General features: G+C 64.5%; 20 protein-coding genes. 9 read left to right on the top strand and 11 right to left on the bottom strand.

The window, feature by feature from the left end; all coding sequences use genetic code 11:
- Window positions 1-85: 85 nt before the first annotated feature.
- The 3 genes from JWJ88_RS21695 (at window position 86) to JWJ88_RS03305 (ending at window position 3,477) form a co-directional block, all read left to right on the top strand.
- Window positions 86-2,029 (top strand): Hint domain-containing protein, encoded by a 1,944-nt coding sequence (locus JWJ88_RS21695; RefSeq protein WP_240200185.1) that lies wholly within the window; start codon window positions 86-88, stop codon window positions 2,027-2,029.
- 322 nt (window positions 2,030-2,351) lie between these two features.
- Window positions 2,352-3,098, top strand: a complete 747-nt coding sequence (locus JWJ88_RS03310) for a sulfite exporter TauE/SafE family protein (protein ID WP_205294692.1) — start codon at window positions 2,352-2,354, stop codon at window positions 3,096-3,098.
- Window positions 3,099-3,126: 28 nt separating this feature from the next.
- Window positions 3,127-3,477 (top strand): RidA family protein, encoded by a 351-nt coding sequence (locus JWJ88_RS03305; protein WP_205294691.1) that lies wholly within the window; start codon window positions 3,127-3,129, stop codon window positions 3,475-3,477.
- Here the strand turns inward: JWJ88_RS03305 and lpxB are convergent.
- The 9 genes from lpxB to JWJ88_RS03265 form a co-directional block, all read right to left on the bottom strand.
- Window positions 3,452-4,615 carry a lipid-A-disaccharide synthase gene (gene lpxB, locus JWJ88_RS03300; RefSeq protein WP_205294690.1) on the bottom strand — a complete coding sequence of 388 codons (1,164 nt, stop codon included), beginning with the start codon at window positions 4,613-4,615 and terminating at the stop codon, window positions 3,452-3,454. The genes JWJ88_RS03305 and lpxB overlap by 26 nt on opposite strands.
- A 164-nt stretch (window positions 4,616-4,779) precedes the next feature.
- The gene (locus JWJ88_RS03295; protein WP_205294689.1) at window positions 4,780-5,577 is read right to left on the bottom strand and encodes an LpxI family protein; all 798 of its coding nucleotides are present in this window, start codon (window positions 5,575-5,577) and stop codon (window positions 4,780-4,782) included.
- Complete coding sequence (gene lpxA / locus JWJ88_RS03290; RefSeq protein ID WP_205294688.1) at window positions 5,574-6,359, bottom strand: acyl-ACP--UDP-N-acetylglucosamine O-acyltransferase; 786 nt, start codon at window positions 6,357-6,359, stop codon at window positions 5,574-5,576. Before lpxA ends, JWJ88_RS03295 begins: the two co-directional genes overlap by 4 nt.
- Entirely contained in the window at window positions 6,352-6,831 is a 480-nt protein-coding gene (gene fabZ / locus JWJ88_RS03285; protein ID WP_205294687.1) for a 3-hydroxyacyl-ACP dehydratase FabZ, read from the bottom strand. Before fabZ ends, lpxA begins: the two co-directional genes overlap by 8 nt.
- Window positions 6,832-6,896: 65 nt before the next feature.
- Window positions 6,897-8,999 carry a hypothetical protein gene (locus JWJ88_RS03280; protein WP_205294686.1) on the bottom strand — a complete coding sequence of 701 codons (2,103 nt, stop codon included), beginning with the start codon at window positions 8,997-8,999 and terminating at the stop codon, window positions 6,897-6,899.
- Window positions 8,996-9,829, bottom strand: coding sequence for a DUF4159 domain-containing protein (locus JWJ88_RS22090; RefSeq protein ID WP_407673881.1), 834 nt, complete (start codon window positions 9,827-9,829; stop codon window positions 8,996-8,998). Before JWJ88_RS22090 ends, JWJ88_RS03280 begins: the two co-directional genes overlap by 4 nt.
- Complete coding sequence (locus tag JWJ88_RS03275; RefSeq protein WP_407673880.1) at window positions 9,826-11,742, bottom strand: BatA domain-containing protein; 1,917 nt, start codon at window positions 11,740-11,742, stop codon at window positions 9,826-9,828. Before JWJ88_RS03275 ends, JWJ88_RS22090 begins: the two co-directional genes overlap by 4 nt.
- Complete coding sequence (locus JWJ88_RS03270) at window positions 11,742-12,611, bottom strand: DUF58 domain-containing protein (protein ID WP_205294685.1); 870 nt, start codon at window positions 12,609-12,611, stop codon at window positions 11,742-11,744. The genes JWJ88_RS03275 and JWJ88_RS03270 overlap by 1 nt, the downstream gene beginning before the upstream one ends.
- Window positions 12,608-13,609, bottom strand: coding sequence for an AAA family ATPase (locus JWJ88_RS03265; protein ID WP_205294684.1), 1,002 nt, complete (start codon window positions 13,607-13,609; stop codon window positions 12,608-12,610). Before JWJ88_RS03265 ends, JWJ88_RS03270 begins: the two co-directional genes overlap by 4 nt.
- 61 nt (window positions 13,610-13,670) lie before the next feature.
- On the opposite strand from JWJ88_RS03265, the gene JWJ88_RS03260 reads away from it, so the two are divergent.
- Together JWJ88_RS03260 and JWJ88_RS03255 are read left to right on the top strand one after the other, a co-directional pair.
- On the top strand, window positions 13,671-14,216 hold the full coding sequence (locus JWJ88_RS03260) for a DUF1285 domain-containing protein (protein WP_205294683.1): 546 nt from the start codon (window positions 13,671-13,673) through the stop codon (window positions 14,214-14,216).
- Window positions 14,217-14,218: 2 nt separating this feature from the next.
- Window positions 14,219-14,974 carry a hydroxypyruvate isomerase family protein gene (locus tag JWJ88_RS03255; RefSeq protein WP_205294682.1) on the top strand — a complete coding sequence of 252 codons (756 nt, stop codon included), beginning with the start codon at window positions 14,219-14,221 and terminating at the stop codon, window positions 14,972-14,974.
- Between the two features lie 88 nt (window positions 14,975-15,062).
- Here the strand turns inward: JWJ88_RS03255 and JWJ88_RS03250 are convergent, their stop codons facing one another.
- On the bottom strand, window positions 15,063-15,743 hold the full coding sequence (locus tag JWJ88_RS03250; protein ID WP_205294681.1) for a DUF1523 family protein: 681 nt from the start codon (window positions 15,741-15,743) through the stop codon (window positions 15,063-15,065).
- Between the two features lie 10 nt (window positions 15,744-15,753).
- On the bottom strand, window positions 15,754-16,035 hold the full coding sequence (locus tag JWJ88_RS03245) for a hypothetical protein (RefSeq protein WP_205294680.1): 282 nt from the start codon (window positions 16,033-16,035) through the stop codon (window positions 15,754-15,756).
- A gap of 102 nt (window positions 16,036-16,137) precedes the next feature.
- Here JWJ88_RS03245 and JWJ88_RS03240 point away from each other — a divergent pair, with 102 nt between their 5' ends.
- From JWJ88_RS03240 to JWJ88_RS03225, 4 genes are all read left to right on the top strand, one after another.
- Window positions 16,138-17,439, top strand: coding sequence for an acetylornithine deacetylase/succinyl-diaminopimelate desuccinylase family protein (locus JWJ88_RS03240; protein ID WP_205294679.1), 1,302 nt, complete (start codon window positions 16,138-16,140; stop codon window positions 17,437-17,439).
- Window positions 17,440-17,463: 24 nt separating this feature from the next.
- A complete protein-coding gene (locus tag JWJ88_RS03235; RefSeq protein ID WP_205294678.1) occupies window positions 17,464-17,757 on the top strand; it encodes an FtsB family cell division protein in 294 nt (97 codons plus the stop codon).
- 205 nt (window positions 17,758-17,962) lie between these two features.
- Window positions 17,963-18,994: a pyruvate dehydrogenase (acetyl-transferring) E1 component subunit alpha gene (pdhA, locus tag JWJ88_RS03230; protein ID WP_205294677.1), complete on the top strand. Its 1,032-nt coding sequence runs from the start codon at window positions 17,963-17,965 to the stop codon at window positions 18,992-18,994.
- A gap of 12 nt (window positions 18,995-19,006) precedes the next feature.
- The gene (locus JWJ88_RS03225; protein WP_205294676.1) at window positions 19,007-20,374 is read left to right on the top strand and encodes a pyruvate dehydrogenase complex E1 component subunit beta; all 1,368 of its coding nucleotides are present in this window, start codon (window positions 19,007-19,009) and stop codon (window positions 20,372-20,374) included.
- The last annotated feature ends 9 nt before the right edge of the window (window positions 20,375-20,383 follow it).

Here is a 20,383-nt window from a genome sequence, read left to right as displayed (position 1 = left end):
CGCCGCGGAAGTTCCACGACCTTTCGCTGCACCGCACCCTGTGTTCATCAGCCGCGACCTAGTCGCCCGTTTCTAGAGTGTGCCCATGGCAATCATCATTACAGGACCCGGACTCTATACAGTCGTTCCCGGCGAAACCTATATTATTGACCCCGGCGTTTCCGGTGATATCCTTTTTACACCGTCTGAAGACGCTGGACCGCACGATTTCATCGTTGAAATAAACTCCAGCAATTCCAATGTACTTGATATCCATTTCGCAGGCTCTTCACTTGCGCCGACCGTGAATGTTGCAGAGGGTGTGCAGGCTTCAAACATTAACTTCAACACCGCTTTAGTGCCCAGTATCGCATCTGTGGACTATAATCTTGCGGACGGCTCGTCCGTCGGCTCCCTTACTGGGACGGGCGGCGCCGACCCCAATGAGATCCAGGCCACGGTGACAGGCGGCGATGGCGTCACTATCGGTGGGATCGTCAACCATCCGAGCCCCAGCCCCAGCTCCAAGATCGATATTACACTCGGCGACAATGCCACCATCACTGGTCCCGTCTATGCCGGATCTGGAGGTTTGGATCTGAAGGCGGGCGCCAACTTTGAGTATACCGCCGGCGTGAATATGAACTTTGACGCCGCGCTTGGTGATTGCAGTGTCACGCTTGGCGCCAATGCCGATACCCATGGCAGTTCTTTCTCCATGGGCAATTCGGGGCCCGACTACTCGGTTGAGGTCGGCGATGGCTCGAATATCGGCCATATCTTCATGGGCGGAGGTTTCGGCGACAAGACGGTGATCCTGGGCGAGAACGTCAATACCGGCGATATCTCGATCGGTGGCAGCGGCCTTGCTGGCGACCACATGCAGATCACGCTGGTGGCCGGAAACGGCACATATATCGGCGGCACGCCCGGCATGGTCGGCAATATCGGCCTGGGCGGGACATTTGTGGACCGCACCATCACCTTTGGCGATGACGTCCATGTCGGCGGGCTGCTGGGGATGGGCGGGGCGGCCGGTATCAACAACGTCACAATTGGCGACCGTTATACCCAAGAGGACTATTTTACCGGCTCTACCTCCGGCACCGATACCATCGTCATCGGCGATGACTGGCAGTTCAACAGTACCTTCACCCTGCAAGACGGCAATGATTCGCTTCAGATCGGCTATACCACGCGTGACAATGCTGGTGGGACCGGGCTCGATGACCTGATCAGAGGCGGCGCTGGCACCGACGCATTAACGATTATCGTTCCCGATGACCGGCTGGATGATTTCAAAGCCGCCCTGACCGCTGCCGGCTGGACATACAATGAGGATGGCAGCGTTACACCCCATCCCACAAACCCTCTGAACTGGAACGGGAACCGCTACTCACAATGGGAAGAAGCCCTGCGCGTCCCCTGCTTCACCGCAGGCACTCTGATCCTGACGGCACATGGCGAAGTCCCGATCGAGCAGATCCGCGTGGGCGATCTGGTGCAGACCCGCGACAATGGCCTGCAGCCGGTGCGCTGGATTGGCTCGCGCAAGCTGAGCGCAATAGAATTGGGCGCCATGCCGAAGCTGCAGCCGATCCGTATCAGGGCCGGGGCGCTGGGGCCGGATGCACCACGGCAGGACCTGCTGGTTTCGCCGCAGCACCGGGTCTTGGTGCGGTCGAAGATCGCGCAGAAAATGTTCGGAGCATCCGAGGTGCTGGTCGCCGCCAAGCAGCTTCTGCAACTGGATGGCTTCGACATCGCCACGGATGTTTCAGAGGTCACCTATTTCCACATGCTGTTCGACCGACACGAGGTGGTGACCTCGAACGGGGCTGAGACGGAATCGCTCTATACCGGACCCGAGGCGCTGAAATCCGTGGGCAAGGCGGCGGTCGAGGAAATCTTCGCGTTGTTCCCGCAACTGGCGGATCCCGAGCATGTCCCGGAGCCGGCGCGCTATCTGCCCTCCGGCCGCCAGGCCCGCAAGCTCGGCCTGCGCCACCTGCAAAACCACCGTCCGCTGATTGCAGCGGAGGCTTTGTAAAGCCCTGCCCGGAGAGAGTTACGTCTTTCCCCGTCAGGGCCGCATTGGGGAACCATCCCTGTCAAGTCGCGTTCCGCTTATGACCAGATAGGGAGAAAACGGCAATGAAAGGCATTATCGCCTGGTTCCTGGGGGTTCCGATCTTCGTGATCATCCTGCTCTACCTGACTGGTGTCTTCTAAGCCGGTCCCAAAGCAACCAGCCCCCATCCGCCCGGAGAGCTTTCTCCGGGCGTTTCCATGTCCGGTCGCGGCATGACTGGACGCCCGGCGACGCCAAGGCTAAGCATGGGCGCTTCCCCTGATCACCCGGAAAGCTTGGCATGACCGATACTTTGTTGATGCTCTGTGCAGGATTTTTCGGCGGGATGCTGAACGCCGTTGCAGGGGGTGGGACTTTCATCACCTTCCCCGCTTTGGTGGCCAGCGGCGTGCCGGTGGTTGCCGCCAACGCCACCAGCACCGTCGCCGCCCTGCCGGGATATCTGTCGGCGGCGCTGGGTTTCCGGCATGAAATTGCGCAGATCGAGCGTGCGCTGGTCATCAGGCTGACGCTCTGGACGCTGTTCGGCGGGGTTATCGGATCATGCCTGTTGCTGGTGTCCTCGAACACGGCCTTTGCAATATTGGTCCCCTTCCTGTTGCTGGCCGCGACCTCGATCTTCATCTGGGGCGCCAAGGTGCGGGAATGGGCCGGCCAGCACCGCAATGCGGTGGCGCCGTTTGGGGTGGGGACCATGGTGCCGGTCGCCATCTATGGCGGTTATTTCAACGGCGGGCTGGGCATCGTGCTGCTGGCGCTGTTCGCGCTGTGGGGCATGGTGGACCTCAATCAGATGAACGGGCTGAAGAACTGGTTGTCTTTTGCTTTGTCGGTGATCTCCTTCGCCATCTTTGCTGCGGGCGGGCAGGTCGTCTGGCTGCCGGCAGCCGTAATGAGCGTCGGCACCGTCCTTGGCGGCTATCTGGGCGCGCCCGTCGCGCGGCGCCTTCCGATCAAGGTATTGCGGGCATTGATCGCGGCCATCGGCTTTGGCATGACGGCTATATTCTTCTGGCGGCTCTTCTGACGCCAGTCCAACCTGAAAAGGATTTCCAATGTCCGACATCAAGCGCATCGAGTCTGGCCCCCGTATGAGCCAGGCAGTCGTCCATAACGGCACCATCTATCTGGCCGGCCAAGTCGGGAAACCGGGCGAATCGGTGACCGAGCAGACCAAGGAAGTGCTGGCCCAAGTCGATCGGCTGCTCGCAGAATGCGGTTCAGACAAGACCCGCATCCTGTCGGCGCAGATCTGGCTGGCCGACATGGCCGATTTCCCGCAGATGAACGCGGTCTGGGACGCATGGGTGCCGGCCGGCCACGCCCCCTCCCGCGCCACCGGCGAATCTGCGCTGGCGACGCCGGACTACAAAGTCGAAATCATCGTGGTCGCGGCGCAGAACTGATCGCCGCCAACACCGAACGCGCGGCGCGCAGGCCGGGTGCCTCGCCGCCGCGCCCCAGCCGCTGCATGGTCAGTGCCATGGCGGCCCGTTGCGCGGCACGCTCCTCTGGGTTCTCGATCAACCGGTAAAGTGCCTGCGACATCGGCCCGGGCTGACAATTACGGCCCAGATATTCCGGCACAGCCCGGGTTTCGCTGACCAGATTGACCAGCGTCACCGTATCGGTCCTAAGCAGCAATCCGATGATGAACCGGCTAAGCGGCGCTACGTCATAGCCGATTACCATGGGCACATCATTGGCCGCCAGATCCAGACTGACCGTGCCCGAAGCCGCCAGCGCAAGATCGGCGGCCGCAAAGGCCGCACGCCTTTCCTCGGGGCTCTCAACCACCACCGGCACCGTTGGCCAGCGTTTGGCCATTTCATGCACCAAGCCCGACACCCCCTGCACGGTGGGAATTACCACCCGGATCTCGGGCACCCGGTCGCGCAACCGCATCAGGGCTTCGTCAAAGCGCGGGCCAAGCCTGCCCACCTCGGTCCGACGAGAGCCCGGCAAACACAGGATCAGCGGCGCATCCGGCGCGATCCCCTTTGCGGCGCGAAAACCTGCCGCCTCGGCTTCTTCCGCTATCGTTTCGGCGACGATGGGGTGTCCAACGAAATCGCAGCTCATCCCCGCCGCCTGCATCAACGGCGGCTCAAAGGGCAGGATCGCCAATACATGGTCGATCACCTCGGCCATTTTCTTCGCCCGTCCTGAACGCCAGGCCCAGACCGAGGGCGCAACATAGTGGATGGTGCGCAGATCTGGATTCATCATCCGGGCCTGACGCGCCACGCGAAGACAAAAATCCGGGCTGTCGATGGTGATCAGGGCATCGGGGCGCGCATCGGCCACGGCTCGAGCGGTCTCGGCAATCCGGGCCTTGAGCGCGCGGTACTTCGGCAGCACCTCCCAAATACCCATAAGGCTCAGTTCTTCCATGCCGAAACGACTTCTCAGCCCCTCGGTCGCCATTGCCGGACCGCCGATGCCCAGAAATTCGGCGCTTGGATCAAGCCGTTTCAGCCCAGCCATCAAGGCTCCGCCCAGGTTGTCGCCCGAAGGCTCGCCCGCGATCAGGAAGAATTTCATCGCGCCCCTCCGCCTGCCACACCTCGGTATGGGAATTTAAGAAACCAGGAAGCCATTTGGTTTCTTCGTTGTAAAAATACCCAAAACCTGTTTTCGCGAGACTGTTCTTTGGGTATTTGGGCAACGAAGAAGCACATAGGACCTCTTCGGCCACAGATGTTAGTTTACCCGCGAGCCCAGAGAAACAGTCCCGACGCTTCGGCGCGGCGAACCGCCTCGGCACGTTCAAGCATGATGACACTGCCCGCCTCCCAGACGATCCCGGCCAAACCAGCTTCAGCGGCTTGCAGCACGGTGTCGGGGCCGATGGTCGGAAGGTCGATGCGGCGGTCCTGGCCTGGCTTGGGCGCTTTATAAAGCACGCCTCTTGCACCCGTCGGATCGGGCTTCAAACCTGCATGGAGCCGTGCGAACTCCAGCATGGCCTGCGTGCCGGGCAGCGCTTCGACCGCAAGGCAAAGCCCCTGCGCCACCACCGCGCCTTGCCCGATATCCAATGCGCCAAGACCATTTACGATCTCCGCCGCGCGGGCTGCATCCTTTTGATCGCGGGGACTGGGCTCACCCGCCAGAACCCCTTCCCCCGGAACAAGATCCGGCAGGATTTGATCTACAGAACATATGGATATGCCATGTTCTTCGAATACGTCGAGGACCGCGCGCAGCGCCGCGTCATCGCCCGATTGCATGCCCATCAGGATACGCGGCACGATACTCATGGTGCGCGGGTCAAAAAGCTCGGGCTCGATCTTCGGGCGTCGGATGGCACCGGCGAAGACCGCCTGTGTCACGCCTTGATCGGCCAGTTCGTCCAGAAAGGGCACCAGACGTTCAAGACGAAAGGGCTTTGCCGCGATCTCGGGCCTGAGGTTATCCAGCGCATAGATCAGCGGATCGTCAAGCGCGGCGGCAATGGCGGGGGCAAGGCGTCCCTCGCCGGCGATCAGGGCGATGCGGCTCATGGGTGCGGTGCCAGGAAGCTGCGATCCGAGGGGCCCAGGATAAAGTCCAGCACCTCGCGCACCATGGCGCTATTCTCGCCCTCGGCCAGATGTCGGGCAGTGTCGCGGAAACTGCCTCGCCCAAGCTGCGCCAGCATATCGCGCAGGGCGTGGATTTCCTCGCGCGAGGCCCCGCGCCGCTTCAACCCCACCAGATTCAGCCCGTCCAGATGGCCGCGCGGCCCCTGCACCAGTCCGAACGGAATGACATCCGCCGTCACCATGGTCACCGCCCCGATGATTGCGCCGCGACCGATCCGCACCCACTGATGCACGCCGGAAAGCCCGCCGACGATCACATCGTCTTCAAGCACGCAATGGCCTGCGACCGAGGCATTGTTGACCAGAATCGCCCGGTTGCCGATCTGGCAATCATGCGCGACATGGCTGCCGGCCATGAACAGCCCATCGTCGCCGATGCGGGTGACGCCGCCGCCGCCCTCGGTGCCGGGGTTCATGGTGACATATTCGCGGATGCGGTTGCGGGCGCCGATTTCCAGCCGGGTGCGTTCGCCGCGGAATTTCAGGTCCTGCGGAACCTCGCCCAGAGAGGCGAAGGGAAAAACCGTGGTTTCATCGCCGATCAAGGTCTCGCCCGCGACGACGACATGGGATTTCAGCACCACGCGCCGGCCCAGCGTGACCTCGGGGCCGATGACGCAGAAAGGCCCGATCTCGCATCCCTCGCCGATCTTCGCGGCAGGGTCCACGACGGACGAGGGGTGGATCCAGGCCTCAGCCATTCTCGCCACGGTTCAGCATGGCCATCACCTCGGCCTCGGCGACCAACTGGCCATTCACGACGGCGCGGCCCTCGAACTTCCAGATCTTGCCGCCGCCGCGCAGGGTTTTCATGTGCAGTTCCAGAACATCGCCCGGCACCACCTTCTGGCGAAAACGGCATTTGTCGATCGACATGAAATAGGTACCCATGCCCTTATCGGCCAGATCGAGCGTGACGCCGACCAGCACCGCTGCGGATTGCGCCATCGCCTCGATGATCAGCACGCCGGGCATGACGGGCTCTTGCGGGAAATGCCCTTCGAAATGCGGCTCGTTCGAGGTGACGTTCTTGACGCCCACGCAGCTTTCCGCCGGAACGATGTCGCGCACCCTGTCCACCAGCAGGAAAGGATAGCGGTGCGGCAGGATCCGCTTGATCATCGCAAGATCGACTTCGGTCGGCGGGATATAGGCGGTCTCGTCAGCGGCCATGCGGTCCTCGTCAGATGTTTTCAATTGCCTAGCAACGGGGCGCGATTTTGGCAAGTTTCGCCGTATCAGCCGCCTCGCAACCGCCCCCTGCCCTCGGCCAGCCAGCCGGCCAGCGCCAGCCCCGCGATCAGCACAAGCCAAGCCCAGCCCGGCAGCAACGGCCGATGCGTCATTCCGCTGACCGATGCGGCGTCGCGCGGCGTGATGGCAATCCAGGGACCCGCCACACCCTGGCCATGGGCCGGGCGACCCTCGCGCACGGTGCGCAGGCCGGGCAAACCTTGGGAAACAGGCAGGACCGCGCCCTGAGTCGCCTCGGCCAGCAGACCCAGCACGGCACCCGAAGCCACGGTTTCCTCGAATTCGCGCGGAGCAGCGGGACCAAGTGCCAGCACCCGCGTGATGTCGCCGTCCGCCAGCCGGTAAAGCCCCGGTCCCGGCGCCGTCCAGCGGGCGGTAAAGCGGCCCGGCCCGGAATCGGTCAGCGGCACCTCTTCGGTTTCGCCATCCGGGCGGGTGATGCGGACCGGGCCTGCAGTGACATTCATGGTGCGACGGGTGATCGTCACCGTCAGCTCGCCGCTGACATCGGCAAGCAGGGCCTCTTCCTCCAGCTCCGGCTCTTGCATCGACCAATGCGCGATGCGGCGCAGCAGTTCCAACTGCGGGCCGCCGCGTTCGAACCCGCGACCCCAGAGCCAGACCTGATCCGAGGTCAGCATCGCCACCCGTCCCTCTCCCACCCGGCTCAGCAGCAAAAGCGGCTCGTCGTTTGCGCCGCTGAGCACCACCTGCGCGCGCGGATCGGGAATCACCTGCGACATCCGCAGCCAGCGGCCCCAGTGATTCTCCACCCCATCGGCCGGAGCGCCGGGCAGACCGGCGGTGACGGGGTGACGCCGACCTTCCTCGGTAAGGTGCGGCAGGAAGGGTTCATCATAGATCCGCCCGGTGGGGCGCGCGGGCAGAATCGCACCCAGAGGCGACAGGTTCAGGCTTTCGACCGAGGACATCTCGGGTCCCGCCGAGACCAGAACCGCACCGCCCTCTTCTACATAACGCCGGATATTTTCGTAGTATTGCGGCAGCAGAATGCCCCGCACCCGGTAACGGTCAAAGATGATCAGGTCAAAATCCCGGATCCGCTCCATGAACAATTCCTGGGTCGGAAAGGCGATCAGCGACATTTCGTTGACCGGCACCGCATCCAGCTTGTCCGGCGGCCGAAGGATGGTGAAATGGATCAGATCGACATTCGCATCCGATTTCAGCAGGTTGCGCCACGTTCTTTCCCCAGCGTGAGGCGCACCCGAAACCAGCAGCACCCGCAGCCGGTCGCGCACCCCCTGTATCTGCACGGCGGCGGCGTTGTTGCGGTCGGTCAGTTCCGGCACCTCGGCCTGTGGCGGATCGAATGCGATCGAGACGACGTTCTGCCCGGCATGTTCGGGCACCACCGGCAAATCCAGCGTGACGCCCGGCGGCAGGTCCAGTTCGCGCATTTCCTCTCCGTCCAGCAGGATGCGTAGCCGGGCGGGGGTTTGCGCCACCTGCGGCGGGACCGCGCCCTGATCCTCGACGCGCAGGCGGATGGTGACGGGCTTGCCGATCAGGCCGAAAGCCGGGGCCTCTTCGATCACCAGCCGGCGATCCCAATCGTCGGCTTGCCCGGTCAGCAGCACATGAACCGGCGCGGGGGCCGTGGCCGGAACCATCGGCCCGTCATGGGCCAACCCATCGGTGACGGCGATCACGCCGGCCAGGCGGGTCTGAGGCTCGGCGGCAAGCGCCCGGGTCAGCGCGGTGCCGATCTGTGTGCCGTCGGGGTCGTCGGTCACGGTGACGCGGCGGATCTCGGTATCGGGCAGCGCGGAAAGCTGGCGGGTCAGATCGTCGATGGCTGCATCGGTCTGTTCGGCACGCCCTGGCAGCGATTGGCTGGAACTGCGGTCGTCCAGCAGGATGACGATATCCGACAGCTTGTTGCGGACCCCCGATTCCAGTGCCGGCCCGGCCAGCGCCGCAGCCACCGCCAGCCCCGCGATTCCGCGCCAGAACCAGCCGCGCAACCCACGCCATAGCGACCACAGCGCCACCAACACTCCCAGCAGCGCCAGCGCGCCGACCAGCGGCCAAGGCAGCATGGGATCAAAGGTCAGGCCACTCATTGCACGACCTCTTCCTGACGCAGCCGTTCCAGCAGGGCGGGCACATGCACCTGATCGGATTTATAGTTCCCGGTCAGCACATACATGATCAGGTTGACGCCAAAGCGCGAAGCCATCTCGCGCTGACGCTCGCCTTCGAAGCCCGAGCCCATGCTGAACATCGGCAGGCCGTTTTCGTCCACCGCCCAAGCCTCGGCCCAGGCATTGCCACCGATGATGACCGGAGAAACGCCGTCGTTGAGGTTGCGGAACGGCACACCCTCGGCTGCCTGCGCATCGGCGGGGGGCGCCTCGGCCCAGACCTCGCGGCCTTGATAGCGGCCGGGAAAATCCCTGAGCAGGTAAAAGCTGCGGGTCAGGACGTGATCGTCGGGCACCGGCGCCAGCGGCGGGATGTCCAGAGGCGCGGCCAGCCCCTGCAGCGCCGAGGCACCGTCCGGGCCACCCAGCCCGGCGATATCGCCGTCGCGGGTGTCGAACAGGATCATTCCGCCCGAGCGCAGAAAGTGGTTCAGCCGCACATAAGCCTGAGGCGAGGGCGGGACCTGCGTTTCCGTCACCGGCCAATACAGGAATGTCAGCAGCGACAGGTCGTCCCGGTCGGGGTCTATGCCTATGGGCGCGCCGGGCTCGACGGTGGTGCGGGCGGTCAGGACCTGCGACAGGCCGCGCAGCCCGGCCTCGGACGCGGCATCGACCTCGGCATCGCCGGTAATGACATAGGCCAGCGCGACCTCGTCGGCGGCGCGGACCAGTCGCGGATCGGGGTCGTCCTGCGCCCAAACGGCGGTTGCCCAGAACAGCGCCGCAAAAGACAAAAGCCATTTCATGCCAAAGCCCTCTGCCTGCCGCGCGCCAGCCAGGCACTGCCCAACGCATCCAGCGCCAAAAGCAACGCAGCCAGCCCGATCAGCCAGCCGCGCAGATCCAGCCCCGGAGCTTGCGCCGCGCGTTCCATGCGGACGCCGGGCCAGTCGGCCAGCGCCATCGGGCCACCGGCATTCAGTGCCGCCACCCGCTCGCCTCCGCGATACAGCCCGGCAGGCGCGCCGGGTGCGGGTCCGCGCGCAAAATCGACGGCTGCGACGGGCGCGGGATCGGTCAGTTCAGCCACGCGGCCAAACCCGTCCAGCACCAGTTCGGGCAGCCAAAATGGCTGCTCGGCATGCTCGGCCTCGGGCGTGGCGGCGCTGACGCGCGCGGTGCGTACCAGCCGATCCATCATCTCGACGAAAAGGCCCGAAATCGCCAGATTTGACCATTCCGCATTCGCCGTGGTGTGGAACAGGACCAGTTGCCCCTGCCCCAAGGGTGCGCGCGTGACCAGCGGCGTGCTGTCGGAAAGCCGTGCTATTGTGCGGTCTGCCAGATCGGGTGCGGGTTCGGCCAGAAGCTGGGCGCGCACGGTGGCGTCCTCGGGCACGGCCAAGCCGGCAAAGGGACCGTCGGCGGCGAAAGGCGCAATGGTGCGCGGCTCGCCCCAGCTTAGCGCGCCGCCTATATCGCGCCCGCCAGCACGCAGGCGCACGGGCAAAAGCGGCTCTTCGCCCAGCCGATCAGAAGCCGCCATGCGCGGCCCGGCAAAGCGGATCAACAGCCCGCCCGCCTCGACCCATTCGCGCAACGCCGGGTCGTCGGCCAATCCCAACTGGTCGGCCAGCACGATCACATCGGGCGTGGCCTGCAAGACATCGGCCAAGCCTCCCTCGATCAGATCGGTCGTGGGCATCAGCGCCCGGCGCAGGTAATGCAGCGGCGACAGCAACCGCTGCCCCTCGCTGGCACGGTCGTCGCCGACCAGCGCGACCTTGCGACGGCGCAGGCTGTCATCGGCCAGAACCACCGCCCCGGCCGAGGAATGGCCCTGAATTTCAAAGCGGGTGATACGGTTGCGCAATTCCGAAGGCAGGGTGATGGGGATCAACCGGCTGGTCACGCCCGCGTCCTCTGCCCCATCACCGGGTTGCAGCCGCGCCAGTTCGCGCGGGGTGCCCTGCGGGTCAAGGCCGATAGCCAGCACCTCGGGCTCAGCAGTTGCCGTGGTCGAGCGCATCCGCAGCGCCGGTTGATCGCCCGGCACCAGCTCCAGCGACAGGCGCGGGCCTTCGGGCGGCACGACCGTCACGGTCCCGCCCAGGGCCGCCAGCCATTCGGCCCGGCCGGGATGGTCCAGCCCATCGCTGAGCCACAGCACCGACAGACCGGCGGGGGCATCGGACAGCGCCGCATCGGGATCGGCGGGATAACGGGTTTCCCATGCGACGGGACGCAGCGCGCGTAACTGCGCGGCAAGCTGGGTCGCGGGCATGAAGGGCAGCGCGCCCTCGGCCCGGCCATCGGCGACCAGCAGCGCCGCGGGCTGGCCCGCCGACGCGGCCCGGTCCAGCGCACGCAGGGCGCGGGCCTGACGCTGCGGCCAGTCGGGCGCAGCGGCCCAACCTGCGTCCATCACGATCAGCAGGGGGCCTTGCCCCCCCTCATCCGGCGCCGGCTTCCAGACCGGGCCGGCAAAGCCCAGGATCAGCGCGGCAATCGCCAGCACCCGCAACAGCAGCAGCCACCAAGGCGTGTGCCGTGCCACCGGATGCGGGTCCTTGAGCCCCAAAAGCAGTCGCGTGCCGGGAAAACGCACCAGCCTTGGCGAAGGCGGCATGGCGCGCAGGATCAGCCACAGCACCGGCAGCGCCGCAAGTGCGGAAAGGATCCAAGGGGTCAGAAAACCGATGGGACCGATAAGCAGCATCAGCCCTCCAGCGCCGACCAGAGCCAAAGAAGCGCCTGCGATGGCGGCGCACCCGTATGATGCGTACCGAAATGCCAGCCTGCCATGCGCGCAGCGCGCGACAGCACCTCGCGCCGCTCGGCCAGCCGCGCCAGATAGGCGCTGCGCAGCGCCGCCGCGTCCCGCGTGTCATGGCGCAGCGCACCCGAGCCCGAGCGGAACAGCACCGCGCCTGTCCAGGGAAAGACCTCTTCATCGGGGTCCAGCACCTGCATCAGCACGCCCTGAACACCCATGCCGGCCGCGCGGGCAAGATAGTCCAGCACCGGCTGAGGGTCGCCCAGAAAGTCATCGCACAGGACGGCCCGTTGGCCGGGACGCAGCGCATCTGCCGGCGGCGCGTCCTCGTCTTGGTCCAGCGGTGAACGGGCGATCAGCGCCTGTGCGATGCGCTCGGCCTGCAAGCGGCCATGACGGGGCAATTGGCCAGCCAGCGCCACACGCTCACCCCCGGCCAGCAGCGCCATGGCCAGCGCCAGCGCCAGCAGTTCCGCCCGGTCACGCTTGCCGGGCCGGTCCGCGCCACCGGAGTAATCCATGCCCGCCCCGGCCGAGACCCAGATCGAGGCCGATTGCGCCACCTGCGCCTCGCGGTCACGGACGAATTGCGCATCCGACCGCGCCGAGCGGCGCCAGTCGATGCCGCGCGCGGTGTCACCCGCCGCAGCGGGCCGATATTGCCAGAAATCCTCGCCCATGCCGGCCCGGCGCTGGCCATGCGCCCCCGGCACCAACGCCGCTGCCAGCCGCTCGGCCGACAACATCAGCGCAGGCAGGCCCGCCGAGGCGGCCTCGGCTCGGGCGCGAAGCTGATCGGCCGAGGGTCTCACGCGGCTGCCCGCATCCGGTCGTCCAGAAGGCGCGTGATGACCCCCTCGATGCTGTCGCCGCGAGCGCGGGCGGCAAAACTCAGCGCCATGCGGTGGCGCAGGACCGGGGCGGCCATGGCCTCGACATCCTCGAGCGTCGGCGCGAACCGACCGTTCAGCGCCGCACGCGCGCGCGTGACCAGCGTAAGCGCCTGCGCCGCACGCGGCCCCGGCCCCCAGACGAGCGTATCGGCCATCCAGCCGGGTGCCTCGGGGGCACCGGGACGCGCGGCGCGCACCAGATCAAGGATGGCGTTCAGCACCGCTTCCCCCACCGGCATGCGCCGGATCAGTGCCTGCCCGGCCAACAGTCCCTCTGCATCAAAAACCGGATGCGCCCTGCCCTGATCGGTCCCGGTCGTCGCCAACAGGATGGCGCGTTCGGTGTCGCGGTCGGGATAATCGACGTCGATCTGCAAAAGAAAACGGTCCAGTTGCGCCTCGGGCAAGGGATAGGTGCCCTCTTGCTCGATCGGGTTCTGGGTGGCGAGGACATGAAACGGCCGGCCCAGCGGACGGTGTTCGCCGCCGATGGTGACCTCGCCCTCTTGCATGGCCTGCAACAGCGCGGATTGCGTGCGCGGGCTGGCCCGGTTGATCTCATCCGCCATCAGAAGCTGGGTAAAGACCGGCCCCTCGATAAAGCGAAAGGCGCGGGTGCCGTCGGGCCGGATATCCAGCACTTCGGAGCCAAGGATGTCGGCGGGCATCAGGTCCGGGGTGAACTGGATGCGCGCATTATCAAGCCCCAGCACGGTGGCCAGCGTATCGACCAGCATGGTCTTGCCCAGACCTGGCTGGCCCACCAGCAGCGCATGCCCCCCCGACAAGATCGCGGCCAGCACCTGCTCGACGACGGCATGCTGGCCGACGAACCGATGCTCGACGCTGGCACGGGCCTGCGCCAGCCGATCGGTCAACGTCAGGACTTCGGTAACCAGTTTCTCATTCTCGGCCATGACAATGCCCCGTTTCTGTTTTAGGACAACATAAAGGCAGGTGAGACGGGGTCCACAGGGAATGGTGGAAAAGACTGACAATGCCGTGAGCGATGCAACCGGAATCGCCGCTGCGGCCAGCCGCGCCTCGAAAAAGGGGCCGCCGCCGGTGCATCTGTGGAACCCGCCTTTCTGCGGCGATCTGGACATGGAGATTCGCGCCGACGGCACCTGGTTCTATAACGGCACCCCCATTGGACGGCCCGAGATGGTGCGGCTTTTCGCCTCGATCCTTAAACGCGTGGGCGAGGATTATTTTCTCGTCACCCCGACCGAAAAGGTCGGCATCCGTGTAGTCGATGCACCCTTTATCGCGGTCGATGCCGAAATCGGCGAAGAAATCGTCTTTACCACCAATGTGGGCGACCGGGTGCGCGCCGGCCCCGAGCATGGGATCAGGCTGCGCGGGACCGCGGACGAGCCGCGCCCCTATGTCCATATCCGCCGCGGTCTTTGGGCGCTGATCGACCGCAAGACATTTTACCGACTGGCCGATGCGGCTATGCCCGACCAAGACGGGCGTATGAAAGTGCACTCGGGAGGGACGGCCTTTCCTCTGGAGCCCTGACCATGGCAAGATTTGCTGCCAACCTGACCTATCTGTTCACCGAGATGCCCATGTTGCAGCGTTTTGTCGCCGCTAGGCGCGCAGGTTTCAAAGGGGTCGAGATCCTGTTTCCCTATGACCTTGCCGTCAAGGAACTGGCCTCGGCCGCACAGGCTGCGGGCATCGAGTTCGTGCTGATGAACACGCCGCCGCCAAACTGGGCCGGGGGGCCGCGCGGCTTTGCCGCCGAGCCGGGCAACGAGACGCGTTTTCGCGGCGATTTCGACCGTGCCCTGCGCTTTGCCAAAGCATTGAAAGTGCAGCATATCCATGTGATGGCAGGCAAGGGCGAAGGTGAGTTGGCGCGGCGCACCTTTGTCGAGAACCTCAAATGGGCCTGCACACGTGATCCACAGACCAGCCTGACCATCGAACCGATGGCCCGTGCCGACATGCCGGGCTATTTCCTCGACAGTTTCGACCTTGCGGCCGAGGTGCTGGACGAAGTCGGGGCACCGAACCTGGGACTGCAATTCGACGTCTATCAGGCGCAGATGATCCATGGCGATGCGCTGGCCGTATGGCAGCACCATGCCGCGCGGGTACGACATATCCAGATATCCGACTGTCCTGACCGCAATGAACCACGGCAGGGCACCATCGACTTTCCCGAACTGCTGCGCGCCATCGATGCCTCAGGTTATGGCGGCTGGGTGGGCGCGGAATATTCCCCCCGCACCTCGACCGAGGCAGGGCTGCACTGGCTGCAAATGGTCTGACAAAGCGGGCAAGCCGGGCCGCCCTCTGAAAACCATCAGCGGCGCGCGCCCGTACCTGCCAAGGTGATGGCAAGCTTGGGCTTTTGTCTTAGCGCCCCCGTATCCCATCCCACCAACGCCGAACGCGCCCGCGTGCCTCGGCGGTCTCGGTCGCGATGTGGTCGCGCGCCGCATCTGCGCGGGCATCCAGCCGGTCCCATGCCTCGTCGGCCGAGCGCACGGCGGGGTCGATGGTGCGCTCACGGAACTGGTTCCACATGCGCCAGATCAGGAACAACAGCGCCCCCAGGATCAGCAGAATGATCTGCGCCGCCCAGTTGAAGGGCCGCACATCCGGTCCGGCCACCGGCTTGATCGCAATCGCGTTTGGATAGATCGAAAGCCAGGAGACACGCCAGCCATAGGACGTCACGCTGACCCATCGCGGATCGGCAGAGGTCGAACGCAGGTCGGTCGCCTGCGCATGCAAGTTCGAGCTGTCGTATTTGAAATAGGGTGGCCAGATCCAGCCGGTATCCTCGTTGCGATAGACAAAGGGCCGGCCGTTCGGGCGCACCGTCTCGATAAATCGCACGTCGCGCTGGCCCTGCGTATTCTGCACCGTCCCGGCGTCGGGCGAAGCGTAAAAGATCGCATTCGCGCCGATATCCGTCAGCCGGTTATAGGTGTTGGTGATGCGAACCGTTTGTTTCGAGGGTAACGAATAGTCCAGAAACAGAAAGACCACGACGGCAAAGATCACCCCAAGAACGGTCAGGAACCAGCGCATCGGCGCCCCCTTAATTGTAGTTCACGATGACGATGATCACGATGATCGCGACCACCGGCAGGAAAAGCACCAGCGCGACAAGCCGCGCCTGCAGGGTCTTGTTGAACCCCACCATTGAACGCCGCACGAACTCGCCACGTTCCGGGGACTGCCCCGCACGCTCGGGATGGCGGCGATCCCATTCCTTTTCAAGCTCTTCCCGACGCAAACTGCGGATATAGATCGAAAGCAGCGCATAAAAAATCAGTTCGACGATCAGCACCATGCCGATAAGGCGAAGAAAGGCGATCATCAGCGGAACCTTCGTTGCAAAGCCGGTCCCATGGAAAGCCTGCGGGACGTTGGTGTCAATGACCCCATTGCCGCGCAAGCGCACCCGGCCTAGCCTGACACCATGGACGCGCTTCGCCTTGAGATAGAAAACCGCCGCGACGATCTGATCCGCCTGACGCAGGACCTGATCCGCATTCCGACGCTGAACCCGCCGGGCCGCCTGTATCGCGAGATCTGCGAATACCTGCAGGCCCGGCTGAGTTCGCAGGGCTGGAACTGCGAGTTGATCCGTGCCCACGGCGCGCCGGGCGACAGCCAGGAATTCCCGCGCTGGAACCTCGTCGCCCGCCACGGCAGCGGCCGACCCGGAGAGTGCGTGCATTTCAACAGCCATCACGACGTGGTCGAGGTCGGCCACGGCTGGAGCCGCGATCCCTTTGGCGGCGAACTGGACGGCGACCGCATCTATGGCCGGGGCGCCTGCGACATGAAAGGCGGCCTTGCGGCCAGCATCACCGCTGCCGAAGCCTTCGTCGCGCTTTATCCCGATCACCCCGGCACCATCGAGATCAGCGCCACGGCGGACGAGGAATCGGGCGGATTCGGCGGTGTCGCCTATCTGGCCGAACAGGGCGCCTTCGCCCATGTCGGCCATGTCATCATCCCAGAGCCCTTGCACAAGGATCGCATCTGCCTGGGCCATCGCGGCGTCTGGTGGGCCGAGATCGAGACGCATGGCCGTATCGCCCATGGCTCGATGCCGTTTCTGGGCGACAGCGCCATCCGCCACATGGGCGCAGTGCTGGAAGAAATCGAGCGTACGCTGTTCCCGCTGTTGATGACCAAGCACACCGAAATGCCGGTAATCCCCGAGGGCGCGCGGAATTCGACGCTGAACATCAACTCGATCCACGGCGGCGAACCCGATCTTGGCCCCGGTTTCACCGGCCTGCCCGTCCCCTGCGTCGCCGACCGCTGCCGCATCACCATCGACCGCCGTTTTCTGATCGAGGAAGACCTGTCCGAGGTAAAGCGCGAGGTCACCGCACTGCTGGAAAAGGTCCGCGCCCGCCGCCCGAACTTTTCTTATGAAATCCGCGACCTGTTCGAGGTCATCCCCAGCATGACCGACCGCGACGCGCCCGTCGTACGCTCGACCGCCGCCGCCATCGAAAGGGTGCTGGGGCGCAAGGCCGGTTATGTCGTCAGCCCCGGCACCTATGACCAAAAGCACATCGACCGCATCGGCAAGCTGAAGAACTGTATCGCCTATGGGCCGGGCGTGCTGGATCTGGCGCATCAGCCCGACGAATGGATCGGCGTGCAGGATATGCAGGATTCCGCCCGCGTCATGGCCTTGGTGCTTGAGGACATCCTGCACGGCACGACAGGGGATTCCCCCGGCGGCGCAGCTGTGGCATGATCGCCCGAAACAGCCGAGCAGACCATGAACCAACGCCTGTCGATCAGCGCCATCATCTTTTTCGTCGTGATGATCCTCCTGGGCGTCTATTTTGCCTATGCCGCGGTGCAGGGTCCCTCGGGCATCCTGCGGCGGGTGCAGTTGCAGGCCGAAACGCAGGAACTGATCCAGCAACGCGACAGGTTGCAGGCCGAAGTGGACCGGATACGCAATCTGACCCGGCGGCTGTCGGACGAATATCTGGACATCGACCTGCTGGACGAACGCGCCCGCGACGTGCTGGGTCTGGTGCGCGCCGACGAAATCATTATCCGCTGAAGGCCCCAGGACCCGGCCCCTCGCAGCTTCTTCGTTGCCCAAATACCCATGCGGCCGTGCCACCGGCGCGTCCGGCGACGGCTGCCTGCCGGCGGCTTTTCGCATCTGCCCTCTGGACGGATGCACGAGGCCGGTTTACTTCCCCCGAAAGCTTCGCCTAGAATTAGTTTAACGCTGAACTATCCCCGCCCCGAGGAGGAGGCCCATGGTCAGAAAGCCCGCAGCCAAGCAAAGCACGCCCAACGTGTCCAAGGATGAGCTGCTTCAATACTACCGCGACATGCTGCTTATCCGCCGATTCGAAGAAAAGGCCGGCCAGCTTTACGGAATGGGTCTGATCGGTGGCTTCTGCCACCTTTATATTGGACAAGAAGCCGTGGTCGTCGGTTTGGAATCCACCGCCAAGGAAGGCGACAAGCGCATCACCAGCTATCGCGACCATGGCCACATGCTGGCCTGCGGCATGGATGCCCGCGGCGTGATGGCAGAACTGACCGGACGCATCGGCGGCTATTCCAAGGGCAAGGGCGGCTCGATGCATATGTTCAGCCGCGAAAAGCATTTCTACGGCGGCCACGGCATTGTTGCAGCCCAAGTGCCGCTGGGCGCGGGTCTGGCATTCGCAGACAAATATCTGGGCAACGACAACGTCACCTTCGTCTATTTCGGCGACGGGGCCTCGAACCAGGGCCAGGTCTATGAGACCTACAACATGGCCGAGCTTTGGGAACTGCCGGTCGTCTTTGTGATCGAGAACAACCAATACGCCATGGGCACCTCGATGAAGCGGTCGACCAAATCGACCACGCTTTTCGGTCGGGGCGAGGCGTTCGGGATCAAGGGCGAACAGGTGGATGGCATGGACGTGCTGGCCGTGAAGGCCGCCGGCGAAAAGGCCGTCGCGCATTGCCGGGCCGGCAAGGGCCCCTACATCCTGGAAGTCATGACCTATCGCTATCGCGGCCATTCGATGTCCGATCCCGCGAAATACCGCACCCGCGAAGAAGTGCAGAAGATGCGCGACGAACGCGACGCCATCGAGCATGTGCGCGAACTGCTGCTGCAAGGCAGCCATGTAAGCGAAGATGACCTGAAGGCCATCGACAAGGAGATCAAGGATATCGTGAACGACTCTGCCGAGTTCGCCAAGGAAAGCCCCGAGCCGCCGCTGGAAGAGCTCTGGACCGATATCTACGCCGACGAAGTGCCGCAAGGCGGCGCCGAAGAAAACGCCTGAGGGGAGGGAACCATGGCAACCGAAATCCTGATGCCCGCCCTGTCGCCGACCATGGAGGAAGGCACGCTGGCCAAATGGCTGGTGAAAGAGGGCGATACCGTGAAATCCGGCGACATCATCGCCGAAATCGAAACCGACAAGGCCACGATGGAATTCGAGGCCGTCGATGAAGGCATCGTCGGCAAGCTGCTGATCGCCGAAGGCACTCAGGGGGTGAAGGTGAACACCGCCATCGCCGTGCTGGTCGAAGAAGGCGAATCCGCCGATGCCGCTCCGGCGCCGAAAGCCCAGGCCGCACCCGCCGAGGCCGAGGCACCGGCCCCCGTGCCCGCGCAAGCCGCGGCACCTGCCCCCACCCCGGTCGCGGATCTTTCGCCCGACTGGCCGGAAGGCACGCCGATGAAGACCATGACCGTGCGGGAAGCCCTGCGCGAAGCCATGGCCGAGGAAATGGAACGCGACGAGACCGTCTTCCTGATGGGCGAAGAGGTGGGCGAATACCAAGGTGCCTACAAGATCAGCCAAGGCCTGCTGGACAAGTTCGGTCCGCGCCGCGTGGTCGATACGCCCATCTCGGAAATCGGCTTTGCCGGTATCGGCACAGGTGCTGCCTTGGCCGGGTTGCGCCCCATCGTCGAATTCATGACCTTCAACTTCGCCATGCAGGCGATGGATCATATCGTCAACTCGGCTGCCAAGACGCTTTATATGTCCGGTGGCCAGATGGGCTGCCCCATCGTGTTCCGCGGCCCGAACGGCGCCGCCGCCCGCGTCGCCGCCCAGCACAGCCAGGACTATGCGGCGTGGTATGCCCAGATCCCGGGGCTCAAGGTGGTGATGCCTTATTCGGCCGCCGATGCGAAGGGCCTGCTCAAGACGGCGATCCGCGATCCGAACCCGGTGATCTTCCTTGAAAATGAAATCCTTTATGGCCGCAGCTTCGAGGTGCCGGACCTTGAGGACTTCACCATTCCCTTCGGCAAGGCGCGGATCGCGCGTCCCGGCCGCGACGTGACCATCGTGAGCTTCGGCATCGGCATGGTTCATGCGCTGGACGCTGCCGAGAAGCTGGCCGCCGACGGGATCGAGGCTGAGGTGATCGACCTGCGCACCCTGCGTCCGATCGACTATGCCACGATAATCGAGTCGGTAAAACGCACCAACCGTTGCGTGACGGTGGAAGAGGGTTTCCCGGTCGCCTCGATGGGCAATCACATCTCGGCCCATATCATGGAAAACGCCTTCGACTACCTCGACGCGCCGGTCATCAACTGCACCGGCAAGGACGTGCCCATGCCCTATGCCGCCAACCTTGAGAAACACGCGCTTATCACCGCCGCCGAGGTCGTCGAGGCAGTGAAAAAAGTCACCTACCGCTAAGGGGAGGGC

The sequence above is a fragment of the Paracoccus methylovorus genome (assembly GCF_016919705.1).
Classification (GTDB): Bacteria; Pseudomonadota; Alphaproteobacteria; order Rhodobacterales; family Rhodobacteraceae; genus Paracoccus; species Paracoccus methylovorus.
This window is presented reverse-complemented; position numbering and strand designations above follow the sequence as displayed.